The organism is Aequorivita lipolytica (assembly GCF_007997135.1).
GTDB classification, from domain to species: Bacteria; Bacteroidota; Bacteroidia; order Flavobacteriales; family Flavobacteriaceae; genus Aequorivita; species Aequorivita lipolytica.
Genome location: NZ_VORU01000005.1, coordinates 1 through 14,474, shown reverse-complemented (window position 1 = coordinate 14,474; position 14,474 = coordinate 1). Strand labels below are relative to the sequence as shown.

The 14,474-nt window shown below is 39.2% G+C and carries 9 protein-coding genes and 2 tRNA genes; 6 read left to right on the top strand and 5 right to left on the bottom strand.

Annotated features, from left to right (window positions below; translation table 11 throughout):
• Positions 1–654 precede the first annotated feature (654 nt).
• The 3 genes from ESV24_RS07700 to ESV24_RS07690 form a co-directional block, all read right to left on the bottom strand.
• Complete coding sequence (locus ESV24_RS07700; protein ID WP_111814343.1) at positions 655–1,140, bottom strand: MepB family protein; 486 nt, start codon at positions 1,138–1,140, stop codon at positions 655–657.
• Positions 1,141–1,171: 31 nt separating this feature from the next.
• A complete protein-coding gene (locus ESV24_RS07695; protein ID WP_111814345.1) occupies positions 1,172–1,564 on the bottom strand; it encodes a DUF2147 domain-containing protein in 393 nt (130 codons plus the stop codon).
• Between the two features lie 236 nt (positions 1,565–1,800).
• The gene (locus tag ESV24_RS07690; RefSeq protein WP_111814347.1) at positions 1,801–3,390 is read right to left on the bottom strand and encodes a T9SS type A sorting domain-containing protein; all 1,590 of its coding nucleotides are present in this window, start codon (positions 3,388–3,390) and stop codon (positions 1,801–1,803) included.
• Between the two features lie 366 nt (positions 3,391–3,756).
• Here ESV24_RS07690 and ESV24_RS07685 point away from each other — a divergent pair, with 366 nt between their 5' ends.
• Positions 3,757–4,851 carry a diphosphomevalonate decarboxylase gene (locus ESV24_RS07685; protein WP_111814349.1) on the top strand — a complete coding sequence of 365 codons (1,095 nt, stop codon included), beginning with the start codon at positions 3,757–3,759 and terminating at the stop codon, positions 4,849–4,851.
• On the opposite strand, the gene ESV24_RS07680 is transcribed toward ESV24_RS07685, so the two are convergent.
• Positions 4,848–8,099, bottom strand: a complete 3,252-nt coding sequence (locus ESV24_RS07680) for a CHAT domain-containing protein (protein ID WP_111814351.1) — start codon at positions 8,097–8,099, stop codon at positions 4,848–4,850. The two genes, ESV24_RS07685 and ESV24_RS07680, sit on opposite strands and share 4 nt — an antisense overlap.
• Before the next feature lie 475 nt (positions 8,100–8,574).
• Here ESV24_RS07680 and ESV24_RS07675 point away from each other — a divergent pair, with 475 nt between their 5' ends.
• Together ESV24_RS07675 and ESV24_RS07670 are read left to right on the top strand one after the other, a co-directional pair.
• Positions 8,575–9,513, top strand: coding sequence for a mevalonate kinase family protein (locus ESV24_RS07675; RefSeq protein WP_111814354.1), 939 nt, complete (start codon positions 8,575–8,577; stop codon positions 9,511–9,513).
• 49 nt (positions 9,514–9,562) lie between these two features.
• Positions 9,563–10,474: a geranylgeranylglycerol-phosphate geranylgeranyltransferase gene (locus ESV24_RS07670; RefSeq protein WP_111814357.1), complete on the top strand. Its 912-nt coding sequence runs from the start codon at positions 9,563–9,565 to the stop codon at positions 10,472–10,474.
• Here ESV24_RS07670 and ESV24_RS07665 read toward each other — a convergent pair.
• A complete protein-coding gene (locus ESV24_RS07665) occupies positions 10,459–11,025 on the bottom strand; it encodes a TrmH family RNA methyltransferase (RefSeq protein WP_111814359.1) in 567 nt (188 codons plus the stop codon). The two genes, ESV24_RS07670 and ESV24_RS07665, sit on opposite strands and share 16 nt — an antisense overlap.
• A gap of 216 nt (positions 11,026–11,241) precedes the next feature.
• Between ESV24_RS07665 and mutS the strand changes: the two genes are divergently transcribed.
• From mutS to ESV24_RS07650, 3 genes are all read left to right on the top strand, one after another.
• Positions 11,242–13,884, top strand: a complete 2,643-nt coding sequence (mutS, locus tag ESV24_RS07660; protein ID WP_111814360.1) for a DNA mismatch repair protein MutS — start codon at positions 11,242–11,244, stop codon at positions 13,882–13,884.
• Between the two features lie 252 nt (positions 13,885–14,136).
• A tRNA-Gly gene (locus ESV24_RS07655) sits at positions 14,137–14,209 on the top strand.
• Positions 14,210–14,276: 67 nt separating this feature from the next.
• Positions 14,277–14,360: transfer RNA gene (locus ESV24_RS07650), tRNA-Leu, on the top strand.
• The last annotated feature ends 114 nt before the right edge of the window (positions 14,361–14,474 follow it).

Sequence of the window (14,474 nt, the reverse complement as noted above, 5' to 3'; positions counted from 1 at the left end):
TTGTTATTGAAAATATTTCATTTGTTTCAGCACATTTTTTTTAAATTATTGAAAATCAATGCCATGTTTCTGTTGGTTAATTGACTAGCTTTTTTCGAATTTTTCGATTTATACTTCTTGGCCCAATCAATATTTAGTGTTGCGATTTTCATTTTTATGTTTTGCCGATGGAGTTACGATTGGCTTGGGGTGTCGCGCCCGTAAGTGTATTTAAACCCAATTCAAATTATAAAGTATTAACGCGCCGAATAGCATTGCAAATGGTGAAATCAATTGAAAATAAACTGGCTTAAGCCTGTCTGCACTTTTCATTGAAAAACTGTGGTGTGTTTTTCTTGGAACCATATAGAGTATTAAGGATGTTAGAACCATAATCCATCCGAATATTTTAAATGCTATCGGGAGCTTGGAGAAATCTGAGTATAAAATCATTGCTGCCGCTGGGATTAGTCGGATTGTAATTTCAGCGTAGTTAATAAAATTGTTGCTTCCGGCTTTTCTTAGTATTGCTCTTGCTTTTTTAGGGGCAAAGAGCATAAGGAATCCTACAAAAATTATAAATACTCCGAACAGTAGTACTGTCTATTTTGCTATGCTTGTTATCATAATTTAAGCTGGTGAATTATTATAGTTGACACAGGTTGGATCCTTGCATTAGCTGCTGGCGTTGTATAATTTTTTTACTTTTTCAAAATTGATTATTTCCCCAATTTCATAAAAATAATCGAGCTGCCATCGCTGTGTTTTTTCAGCTTGTTTGCTGGTGGGTGAATCCCAACAGGGGTACACTCGAAACCCCCTTTTTCCGTCTTTCTTTTCAGTAGTAACGATTCCTTTGGCTATTAAAATGGATTTGGCAAACACAAATTGGCCCATACGGTTTTCCCTCTCTACATTAATAACGTAAAAGTGAAAGTTGTCTTTTTCAGAATAGGGTTGGGTGATTCCTACTTTGCTCCGTTTCCAAAAGGTAACGAACTGCCCCACTTTTTTAGGGGTTATTTTTGCAGTACGGCATATTACAATCTGTCCGTTTACTTTAAATTGGCAGGCGCTGTATTCCTTGCTTTCGGGCTCGGTTTGGAAATCAGAAATCTTTAGACCACCATTGCGGTAAATTTCTGTATGGATTTTATTCATGGAGCCATTGTGAATCTTTTTCCTTTCACTATTAAATAGGCTTTATAACCTCAAGTTTTAACCCGCTGTCTTGTTCTGTAAAAAACACTTTGTCGCCGCTTTTGGAAATTTTAAAAGACATTTTTGTGCGGGTAGTAGAGATGGTTTGGGTGCTTGGATTGAAACTCCAAGTTGCATTTTTATTTGTAGTGGTGTTATATACGTAAGCTGAACCGTTTTCCTGTTTTTCCTTTACTTCAAAACTATTTTCAGCATACAAATTAATAACAGCATTGGTCATTGCCGCTGCCATTTGTGGGTTGCTGCTGCTGTTTTCAACATTCACAACAAGCCAAGTGCCGGTAATGTCTTTTTGGGTAAGGGATTGGCTTTGTGCGGTGGCAGCAAAAAGAACGAAGGCGAAGAGAATAATTAGATTTTTCATGGATATATTATTTTAAAGAATTGTTTTAATGTGTTTTTAAACTTTTGTGAAAGATAGGAAATTTTATGCTTTTTGATGCACGACTTAAAGGGAAACACGAAACAAGACAGAAGGTTCGCGGGATTGGAATGAAACCTGACTGAAGGGAAGTCGGAAATACAATATTAAAGAACCATATCTTTTGAAATGGAAAAAGCCCCTATTTTAAGGGGCTTCAACTAATTGAAAATGAAAAATTACTGTTTGGTTATTTTAAGGGTTGCTTGTTTTCCATCAAGTGTTTTTACGGTTGCAAGATAGATTCCGGCCGCGCCGCTTATCTCCACATCAAGAGTTTGGGTGTTTTTATATTTTGAAGTAAAAATAACTTGTCCCAGCATATTGATTATGGTAACGTGAGTTTCAGAAAAGCTTTCGCCCAGATTTATCGTAAATCTTCCGTTTGTAGGGTTTGGATATGCGCTAAGCGAAGGCCCGAAAGTATTTTTTGAAACTCCTAAAATTGCAGGAGTTGTTTTAAACACCCAATAATCGTCCAGGCCGCGGTTGTTTTCGCTTTTATCACCAGAAATATTTGAATCTGAGGAACAGAACATAACGAAATTACCATCAGAAGTTGGCAGAACGTATGGACCGCTTTCATCCGCGGCACCCCCTATAGAGTTTTGGGAAACGATATTGCCAGAAGTATCCAGTTTTACCAACCAATAATCATAACCACCGTTGCTGTTTTCGGTTTTGTCGCCACTAATGTTGCTGTTGCTCCAACTGGCGATCATATACGTGCCATCAGAAAGTTGTTTCACATCGCGCGGGTAATCGATGCCACTACCGCCAATGGTGTTTTGCCAAACGATATTTCCACTGCCGTCAAGTTTCAATATCCAGTGATCGTAATCGCCTTGGGAGTTTTCGGTTTTATCTCCAGAAATATTCGATTTTGAATAACCGCCCACCAAGTAGCCACCGTCTGCTGTTTGTATCATATCGCGAAGCACATCGCTGTCATTTCCGCCATAGGTTCTGTCCCATTGTACGTTTCCGCTTGCATCCAGTTTTACGATCCAGTTGTCGTTGCCGCCTCGGGAGTTTTCGCTTTTATCGCCCGAGGCAGGAGAATTTGAAAACCCTCCCATAATAAACCCTCCGTCAGTGGTTTGAAATGCCGCTGACGGACGGTCAACCAAACTACCACCGATGCTATTTTGCCAAACAATGGCACCGCTGCCATCCAGTTTGAGAGCCCAAAGATCGCGCTGACCGTTTGTTGGGTCGGTTTTGTCACCACTCACATCACTGTCGGAATAACCACCCACAAAGTAGCCTCCATCTGGAGTTTGGACCACGTTATTGTCAAATTCGGGCTGGTTGCCGCCATAAGTTTTTTGCCATACAATGTTACCGATGGTATCCAGTTTCAAGATCCAGTAGTCCAAGCCGCCACGAGAATTTTCGGTCTTATCGCCCGAGATGTTTGAGTCTGAACCCGCACCAACAATGTAACCACCATCTGAAGTTTGTTTTATAGAGATTAGCCAATCGTTCCCGCTCCCGCCGATGGTGTTTTGCCACATAATGTTGCCGGAAGCGTCAATCTTAACAATCCAAATGTCGATGGCGCCGTTGCTGTTTTCTGTCTTTTCGCCAGAAATGTTGCTAGTGGAATAGCCACCGATGATGAAGCCTCCATCAGAAGTAGCTTCAAAGGCGGTAGAAAAATCAGTGTCGTTGCCACCAATCGTTTTTTGCCAAATAATGGCTGGGTCTTGTGAAAAGGCGCTAAAGACGCCCAATAATAATGCGAAAAATGTAATTGAAGTTTTCATAATTATTTGGTTTTAAGGATTATAAAGATACATCGAAAAAGTTTGGAAATGTCATCACTGTTATTTTTGAAACACGGCTTAAGGGAACCACGAACCAAGACTTAATAGATGAAAGAATAAAGAACAAAGACGGATGCTGGAGGACGGATGCTTGATTACGGATGAAAACTGTTGGATAAAAAAAATGCCCCATATTTCAGGGGCATTCCGGTTGTTATACAACCTCACAAGCTATCGAAAAATCATTGTTTTATAATCCTTAAAGTGTTTGATCCTTCTTTAGCCTATATTTATATCGAAACAACCCCATTATGTCATCACTTTAACCGAAAAGAATTTTACTTTTGTAATACTATCCTCAACGTTATGGCCGAACACCGTTTTATCATTTCCAACTATTCCCACCCCTTATCTTCTGGCACAGTTTCTTGGCAATCACCCAGTAATATCGCTTTGGTAAAATATTGGGGTAAATATGGAGAGCAGTTGCCGATGAACGCTTCTATTAGTTTTACTTTGAAAAATTGCAACACAAAAACCTCTCTGTCGTTTGAAAAGCGGATATTCACTAAAGCTACAGAGTGCAAGGGATTTGATTTCGAAGTGTACCTCGACGGAATAAGAGAAATTTCCTTTGAGCCGAAAATCCAAAAATTCTTTGAAAGGATAGAAGTGTATTTACCATTTCTGAAAGATTTCAAATTTAAAATAGAAACTTCCAACAGTTTTCCGCACAGTAGCGGCATTGCTTCCTCAGCAAGTGGGATGAGTGCACTAGCGCTTTGTTTGATGGATATGGAACGGCAAATGCAACCTAATATTACGGAAGAATATTTTAATGAAAAAGCTTCTTTTCTTGCACGTTTGGGTTCGGGTAGTGCTTGCCGAAGTTTGGAAGGGCCACTAATTGTTTGGGGCGAAAATCCAGAAATTGACGGTAGCAGCAATCTTTTCGGGACGAAATATCCTTTCAAAATTCACGAGAATTTTCAGAATTATCAAGACACCATTCTTTTGGTTGATAAAGGCGAAAAACAAGTGAGCAGTACCCTTGGCCACAAACTAATGTTTGACCATCCCTTTGCTGCGGAGCGTTTTCGGCAGGCGAAGGACAATCTTTCAAAATTGATCCCAGTTTTTGAAAATGGCGATATTTCCGAATTTATAAAAATTGTGGAAAGCGAAGCGTTGTCTTTACATGCAATGATGATGACCTCGATGCCGTACTTCATATTGATGAAGCCCAACACTTTAGAAATTATAAATCGCATCTGGAAATTTAGAGAGGAAACCAACAGTGACATTTGCTTCACACTAGATGCGGGCGCCAATGTTCACGTACTTTACCCAAAGGCTGAAATGGAAACTATTTTAAAATTTATAAAAGCCGAACTTAAACAATTCTGTAAAAACGGAGAGATTATAGATGATGAGATTGGCTTGGGCGCTAAACAACTTTAATCGCTTGTTTGTCTTCTATTTCTAAGGATAGTTATTACCAGTAAAATAGCAACAATTCCTGCCAATAAATACCACCACCAAGCTAAGCGATTGCCCAAATCTATAGGTGCAGTATCGCCAATTAGTACGAGGCCAGCCCAATATTGCGGGGCTGCCGTTCGGCCTTCAGCAGTGGCTATGTAGCTTAGTTTTGCTTTTCGCAGGGCTTCGTCCTTTGGCATTTCTTCGGAAAGATTATCGTAAAAAAGCTTGACAATTTTGGCGCTGGATTCTTCGTCTATTTCCCAAAGACTGGTCAAAATACTTTCACTGCCTGCATAATTGAAAGCGTGTGCCAAAGAAATCATTCCTTCGCCGGCTTGATAAGTGGGCTTTCCAGTTTCACAGGCCGTTAGAATAGCGAGATTGGAGGAGAGGTCTATATTATAAATTTCGAAGGAATACAGTGAATTTTCATCATAATTTTCTTTGGCACCTGTCTTTTTTGCAAAAATAAGGCGGCTGAGTTCTGGGCTTATGTTATTGCTCTCGGCGTGGGTGCCAATATGGATTATTTTGTGTTCCTTGGCTTGGTTTATAAACAGTTCTTTACTTGCATTTTCATTTATAAAATAATTACCGTTGAAAATTTTAGAATATTGTTTTACCAAATCTTCGCTAAAAGGCTGCGGCAGTAGCGTGAGATAGCTTTTGTCCAATTTTACCGAATCTTTTATGGCAAGTTTATAATCATCTTTCATCTTTTTATTAAAACCAGGCGCAAAGGCAATAAAGTCTGAAGAATAATTTGCAACGTTTCCTTTGTCTTTGTAGAGCAGCAGGCTAAAATTATATGAAATTTCATACTTCGCCAGTAAACTGTTTGTTGCCATTTCCTGAAAATTCTTTAATGGTTTTGGGGTTAGGGTTTCAAAGCTGAGGTTAAATAATTCGCGGTCTGGAACTATCACCACTTTTGGGGTCAACACATATTTTTCAAGCGGAAACCATAGTGCGCGATACAATTCATAAAGCAAGGGTCGTGCTTTTTCAACTGAAAACTCATCGTTTTTAAGATTTGAAATATGGTTGGCAACGGTAGCATAATTCAAGCGAATCATTTTTTTAAGCACGTTGGAAACCACAAATACATACAGTTGGTCTTCTATAAATATATAGCGAACTACTGTTGTGTTTTCAGGAATTTTTTCTTGTAGGTCATCAATAGGTTCTTCCAAAGTTGCATAGCGCATTTTGTAGTATTTTGGAAAATTGAGATTTAGGGAATCTAAAAAGCGTTCCCAATTCTCTGAAGCTTCAAAAAATGTAGTAATGCTGCCGCTTTCGGAATCGTTCAGTGAACTAACCATTTTATCTTTCAGCTGCTTTTCGCGTATTAAAACTTCTTTGGGTATATTCTGAAAAGCCACGTTCTCACGAAGGTTTAAACGCGAACGGATTCGGTTGTAAATGCTGGATTCGTGCAGTGCAATAAGCTTGTCCAGATACATTTGGTCTTTGGTAGATTCAAAAAGCTCAAGTCTCAGTTTTCCAGCAAAAGTTAAAAGTTCTTCATTTTCGGTAATGAGGAGGGTAACATCTTCGTGGTTGGTTACTACTTTTTTTCGTTGGTCAAGAATAGAAATCCCTTCTTCTACCTGCTGCAACAGTTCTTTTAAGAAAAATGGATTTTTATTTTCTGCTGAATAATATTTTGAGGCCGCATTAATCAGCAACGCCTGTGGTTTTCGGTACTGGCTTAAAATAGAATCGGTAGCGCTTATTTTCTCGCCTTCTTTTAAAACGTTGAAAAGGAGTGCTTCGTCACTGTACTTTTCTGCTTCTTTATAATTTTTCAGCAGGTAATGCACCTGCGCTAAATTGATGATATGATAAAATTCCTGAAGGGTGTTTTTAAAATCGCCGGTATGCGTAAAGTCATAGGTTTCCTTCGCCAATGCAATTGCTTTCTCCTTTTTTTGGTTTTTTGCAGAAAAAAGGGAGTATTCCAAAATATTGTCCAGAAAATCCTTGGTGTAAGTAGTTCCCATGGATTTTCGATAGACGGTTTCAGCCTTTTCATAGAATTTGGCTGCGTTTTCAACATCGCCCATAAATTCATAAATGGTGGCGCGAGTTGATAGGGCTGCGGCTTCCCAGTATAAATCGGCGCCGGGACTGGTTTTTAAAAGTTCCAGTGCTTGATCGGCATTTTCTGCGGCACCTTCAAAATCGCGACTTGCCGTTTTGGCTTCTGCAAGAATGATATTTGAAATGATGAGGTTGATGTCATTCTTCTCAAATAACCTTTTTTTCTGTTCAAAGGAATATTCAATGAGTTCCTGTGACCGGGAATATTCGCCCAATGTGTTATAAAACGTGGCCATATTATCTATAACCACACATTGGTGGTTTTTTGCTTTAAAGGTTCGCGCCTCATCTGTTGAGCGGTTTATATATTCTTGAAATCCGGCGAGCGCTTCTTCTGAAATTGCAATGGCTTCCTGGTTTTTACCCAACGCGTTCCACAAAACTGCAAGGTTCATTTTTACCAGTGAGGGACGGTAATAACGGTTCATAATATCGGTATCGTCCGTTTTCTCCAATACCTTCACGGCTTCTTGAAAGTAGAATTTTGCACTGTCCAGTTTTGCTTCCTGCCACATCATTCCACCCAAAGCGTTGAAAACTTGATTGTAAAAAACATAGTCCTCCTTTCCGCTTTTTTTCAATAGGCGTAATGCCTTTTGGTAATGTTTGTTTGCCAAAGGAAAATCGCCCATTTTGGAGGCGTAATACCCGCGACGGTACTCCACACCTGCAACGTCTGTATTTTGCGGTTCTTTATTGCGAAGTGCGAAGGGAATGGCTGTTTCAAGCAGATTATAGGCTTCTTGATGTTGCCCGGCATCATCGTAAATCCAGCCTAATTCAGTAATAGCCTCGACAACAAAATGTGGAGAGGCGTTTTCAATTATTTGCTCGGTAAGACTTTCCGCTTTTTTAATGGCCAGTTTTTTGTCGCCTTTGTTCAGCTTAAAACTTCCTTCAAACTGAATGTAGTTGTAAAGACTATCGTAATTTTTTTCAACTTTGTAATAGGCAATACTCTTTAAAACTTCTGATCGTGCTTTTACTAAAGAATCTTGTTCAACGAGATTTTGGATTTCTTTTACGGTAGCAGTATTTTCCTGTGAGAATCCTTCGGAAAATGCGAAAAGAAAAAAAAATTGAAAGACAAAAAGAAATTTCCGGTTTATGGATACCATACTACAGTAATGCTTCAAAAGATAAAACCTAGCCGGGGATATTGTATTGAAAGATACAATTTATTTTCTATTGGGGTATTTTGTGACGATTTTTTTTGAATGCACGGGTCTTGTTCTTTAATTTCCGTCCAAGTTTGATTGTTAATGTTTTGATCAAGATGGGGATGGTAGAGTGGATTGTCACTCTTTCCATTGGAAGCAGAAACTCAAAAGAGTAGTGATTTATAAAAGGCTCAGAGAGGAGTGAGAAAATTTCACTGGGTGCAATTTTGTGTGATATATCAATGGATCGATGCTTTATCTAGTTTCATAAAAACAATATTACCAGGCTTAAATACAGTTTATTGAAGAGATTGGTGAATGGATTTATTCACATATATTTCTGAAACTATAATTGTTTTAATGGTTATCTTTGTGGCAGATTTCAGTTTTAAGAATAAAAACCTGTATTTTTATAGTTACAAGAACACAATCTATGCGAGGCCCCCTTTTTTACTCAAAAATTTTACTTTTCGGCGAATATGGAATTATTAAAGATTCCAAAGGACTTTCCATTCCTTACAATTTTTATAAAGGTGCGCTGAAGATTGATGCTCACCACACTGTATCTACCCATAAATCAAACGCAGGCCTTAAAAGGTTTTCTGGCTATTTGGAGACGCTTCAAACTGAAAACCCGCAATTGGTTTCTTTTGATATGGAAGCTTTGAAAAATGACGTAGAAAGGGGGCTGTATTTTGATAGCAGTATTCCGCAAGGTTACGGTGTAGGAAGCAGCGGTGCTTTGGTGGCGGCCATTTATGATAAGTATGCCAATGATAAAATAACCGTTCTTGAAAATCTAACACGTGAAAAATTACTCACTTTAAAAGCTATTTTTGCTGAAATGGAATCTTTTTTCCACGGAAAATCTTCGGGTTTGGATCCTTTGAATAGTTATTTGAGCCTTCCTATTTTAATCAATTCCAAAGACAATATTGAACCTGCCGGAATACCTTCACAAACCGAAAATGGAAAAGGTGCCGTCTTTTTATTGGATAGCGGCAGCACTGGTGAAACCGCGCCGATGGTTCAGATTTTTATGGAGAATATGAAGCAGGAAGGTTTCCGTAATATGCTGAAGAACCAATTCACAAAACATACTGACGCCTGCGTAGAAGATTTTCTGCAAGGCGACGTAAAATCACTTTTTGGAAACATCAAGCAACTCTCAAAAGTGGTGCTCGATAATTTTAAACCTATGATTCCTGCACAATTCCACAAACTATGGAAAAAAGGAATTGACAGCAACGCATACTATCTAAAACTCTGCGGATCTGGCGGTGGAGGCTATATGCTCGGCTTTACAGAAGATATTGATAAAGCGCGCAAAGCCTTGAAAGATTATAAACTGGAAGTGGTTTATAGTTTTTAGCAATAGCTTTTTCTGAAGTTCTTTCTGATTCCTTCAATTTTTAAATTTTATGTTGAACCGAAAACAAAAACTCTTCCTCCTAAAGTTTTTCAGCTTGTTTTCTGTGGTTCGCGGCTACAATATTCTCATAATTGTAATTGCCCAATATCTTACGAGTATTTACATTTTGGCTCCAGATTTGCGCGTTCGCGATGTTTTGTTTGATGTTAATTTGCTCATGTTGGTACTTGCTTCTTCTTCAGCAATTGCAAGCGGCTACATCATCAACAGTTTTTACGACAGCGAAAAGGATTTGATAAACCGTCCCCGAAAAACGATGCTCGACAAGCTCGTTAGTCAGCGTACAAAGCTATCGGCCTATTTTGTGCTCAACTTTTTGTCGGTCATTTTTGCGAGCTATGTTTCATTTAGAGCCGTCCTTTTTTTCTCGATTTACATCTTCTTTCTTTGGTTCTATTCTCATAAACTGAAAAAATATCCTTTCATAGGAAACATCACGGCTGCCATTCTCGCGGTTATTCCGTTTTTTGCAATTTTTGTGCACTACAGAAATTTTGACGTCATCATTTTTGTACATGCCACTTTTCTATTTTTGCTTATTTCCATGCGCGAATTGGTAAAAGACCTCGAAAACCTAAAAGGAGATTTAACCCACGGTTACAATACCATTCCCGTGGTTTATGGCGAAAGAACTTCAAAAAGGATGCTTACGGTTTTAAGTATTTTAACGCTAGCGCCAATCTTTCTGCTGATCACAAAATTTAAGGAAGAAATAGGCTACATGGATTATTATTTTTACGCAAGCATTGCTGGATTGGCTGTGTTTCTTGCGGTTTTATGGTATTCAAAAAACAAAATACATTACATTATTTTACACAATATTCTAAAGTTTGCCATCGTGCTTGGTGTTTTCAGCATTGTATTGATTCACGTGGAATTATTGCTTCACCGCTTTTTTTGAAGAGAATATCTTTTTAAGTTTTTCAGCTTCACGAATAAATCCCAAACCACAACTCCTACGCTTACCGAAATGTTTAATGAATGTTTTGTTCCAAACTGTGGGATTTCAATCACCGCATCGCTGGAAGTAACCACTTTTTGCTGCACACCTTTCACTTCATTTCCAAATATCACAGCATAAGTCAATTCTTTTTGAACAGAAAAATCGGTGAGGTTAACGGCAAGTTCCGCTTGCTCGATGGAGGCCACAAAAACACCTTCATTTTGAAGTTTTGAAACCACATCCAACGTATTTTCAGCATATTCCCAATCCACACTATCAGTCGCTCCCAAAGCGGTTTTCTGGATATCTTTGTGCGGTGGCTGTGCAGTAATGCCACAGAGATATATTTTCTTCACCAAAAAAGCATCCGCTGTGCGGAATACAGAGCCGATGTTGTTCAAGCTTCTGATGTTGTCAAGAATAATTATCAACGGCGTTTTTTCCGAAGCTTTGTATTCTTCGGTGTTTATTCGGTCCAGTTCGCTGTTTTTTAGTTTGCGATTTTTCATAGGGGGCAAAGTTAGTTGTTAAAAGTTAATTGTGAAAGGTAGCTCTTAGCGTCTTAGCGCCTTTGCGTGCAAATTTTTCTCGCAAAGGCGCAGAGGTGCAAAGTGGTGCGGGAATTGTTGATAAAACCCAATAATTCCCAACCCCTTCATTTTAAATAAAAAGGCATTTTCGTTACATTTATCACTTAAATAAACAATTAGAATAAAAAATAAAAAATGCCCAAAAAGGAAACCCCGTTAATGAAGCAGTACAATACCATTAAAGCAAAGTATCCCGATGCTTTGCTGCTGTTTCGCGTGGGCGATTTTTACGAAACTTTTGGAGAGGATGCAGTAAGAGCCTCAGGAATTTTGAATATTACACTTACCGCCCGAAACAATGGTGGCGACCATGTTGAGCTCGCTGGGTTTCCACATCATTCACTTAATACTTATTTGCCAAAACTGGTTATGGCCGGTTGCCGCGTTGCTATTTGCGATCAATTGGAAGATCCAAAAATGACCAAAACCATAGTAAAACGTGGCGTTACGGAATTGATTACACCGGGGGTTGCTTTTAACGATGATATTTTAAAATCGAAGTCAAATAACTTTTTGGCAGCTGTTCACTTTAGTTCCCGCGCAGGCGGGAATCTCTCTAAAGATCCGAAAGTCGGTGTTTCTTTTTTAGATGTTTCCACTGGAGAATACTTAGTTTCTGAGGGTTCTGCGGAATATATTGACAAACTGCTTCAGAATTTCAACCCTTCGGAAGTGCTTTTTTCGAAACAGAAGCGAAAGCTTTTTTCTGAAACTTTCGGGAACCAATATCACGTTTTCCATTTGGAAGATTGGATTTTCCAAAACGATTATGCCTTTGAAACGCTTACGAAACATTTCGACACAAAAAATCTGAAAGGTTTTGGCGTGGACCATTTGGACGAGGGCATTATTGCCGCCGGAGCCGCACTTCATTATTTAAGTGAAACGCGGCACACCAAACTGCAGCATATTTCACGTTTATCGCGAATTGCAGAAGACGAATACGTTTGGATGGACCGTTTCACCATTCGTAATTTGGAACTTTACCATTCCAATCAGCAGAATGCCGTTACGCTTTTGGATGTTATTGACAAAACCATTTCGCCGATGGGCGGCAGACTTTTGAAACGCTGGATGGCACTTCCGCTTAAAAATGCTGAAAAAATTGTACGTCGGCACGAGGTTGTAAGTTTTCTGCTCGACAATCCCGTGGTTTTAGAAAAAACCCAACAATACACCAAACGCATTGGCGATTTGGAGCGATTGATTTCAAAAGTAGCGACAGGCAAAGTGAATCCACGCGAGGTTATTCAGCTTAAAAATTCTTTGGAAGCTGTAGTTCCGATTAAAGCGTTGGCCTTAAATTCTAAAAACGAATCGCTCAAAATTATAGGCGAACAATTGCATGATTGCGAATTACTTCGGAACAAAATAAAGGAAACACTTTTTGAGGATGCTCCGGTGAATATTCTGAAAGGAAATTCAATTGCCGAAAGTTTTTCCGAAACACTCGATGAACTTCGAAATATTTCAGCCAACGGAAAGGGATATTTAGGTGATATGCTGGAGCGCGAAACCAAACGCACTGGAATTTCTTCCCTTAAAATTGATTCCAACAACGTCTTCGGTTACTATATAGAAGTTAGAAACACCCATAAAGACAAGGTTCCGCAGGAATGGATTCGGAAGCAAACACTTGTAAACGCTGAAAGATATATAACCGAAGAACTGAAAGAATACGAAACAAAAATTCTAGGCGCCGAAGAAAAAATACTGGCTTTGGAACAGGAAATTTTTGGAAAGCTAGTGGATTGGATGCTTCAGTTTATTGGTTCCGTACAGCAAAATGCAGCTTTGATTGCGCAAATGGATTGTTTGTGTTCTTTTGCAACGCAGGCCAAAGAAGCAAATTACACGCGCCCGCTTTTAGATGAAACTTTCGACTTAGATATAAAGGAAGGTCGTCATCCTGTAATTGAAAAGCAGTTGCCTCCCGACGCTCCCTACATTGCAAACGATGTTTTTCTAGATCGCGACAACCAGCAAATCATTATGATTACTGGGCCAAACATGAGTGGTAAATCGGCCATTCTTCGGCAAACGGCTTTAATTGTTTTGCTGGCACAGATGGGCAGTTTTGTTCCAGCTTCTGCGGTTCGGATGGGTTGTGTTGATAAGATTTTTACACGCGTTGGCGCGAGCGATAATATTTCGATGGGAGAATCTACTTTTATGGTAGAGATGAACGAAACGGCAAGTATTCTCAACAATCTTTCCGAAAGGAGTTTGATTCTTTTGGATGAAATTGGCCGTGGAACAAGTACCTATGATGGAATCTCAATCGCGTGGGCCATTAGCGAATATCTGCACGAGCATCCTTCGCGCGGAAAAACGCTTTTTGCTACCCATTATCACGAATTGAACGAAATGACGGAGACTTTTGCACGAATCAAAAATTATAATGTTTCGGTAAAGGAATTGAAAGACAATGTGCTTTTTCTTCGGAAATTGGTTCCCGGTGGAAGCCATCACAGTTTTGGAATTCACGTTGCGAAAATGGCTGGAATGCCGCAAGCGGTGCTGCAAAGAGCCAACAAAATTCTGAAAAGGCTTGAAAAAAGCCACGCTTCCGAAGAATTGACAGAAGAAATGAAAGCAGTTTCAAAAGAGGAAATACAATTGAGCTTTTTTAAATTGGACGATCCACTTTTGGAAGAGCTACGCGAAGAAATATTAGATATTGATATTGATACACTTACGCCCATAGAGGCGTTAATGAAACTGAACGAGATTCGGCGGATGCTACAGCGGAATGCATCGGTAAAATTTAAAAAGTAAAATTCATTAATAATTTATCAAAAAAGACTTTGCTTTTGAAGTAAAATTTTTAAATTTGCTCCCGCTTTCAATAGGAAGTGACGTTCATTAAAAGTAAACTCGAAAATAGCTATCGGGATGTTAGAGCGCAGAATTTAAAAATGCGAAAATAGCTCTCCCGATAGCTATCGGGATGTTAGAGCGCAGAATTTAAAAATGCGAAAATAGCTCTCCCGATAGCTATCGGGATGTTAGAGCGCAGAATTTAAAAATGCGAAAATAGCTCAGTTGGTAGAGCGCCACCTTGCCAAGGTGGAGGTCGCGGGTTCGAATCCCGTTTTTCGCTCAAGCAACATGCCGATGCAATTCGGCATTTTTTGTTAAGTCCCGGTTGCAACTGGCAACCGAATTAAGCTGATGTGGTGGAATTGGTAGACACGCCGGACTTAAAATCCTGTGACCATTAGGTCGTGCGGGTTCAAGTCCCGCCATCAGTACGAAAAGCTTCTTCTTTATTGAAGGAGCTTTTTTTATATTTGAATATGGCTTTTGTCTACATTCTATATTCAAAATCAACTGATAACTTCTACACAGGTAGCTGTCTCGATTTG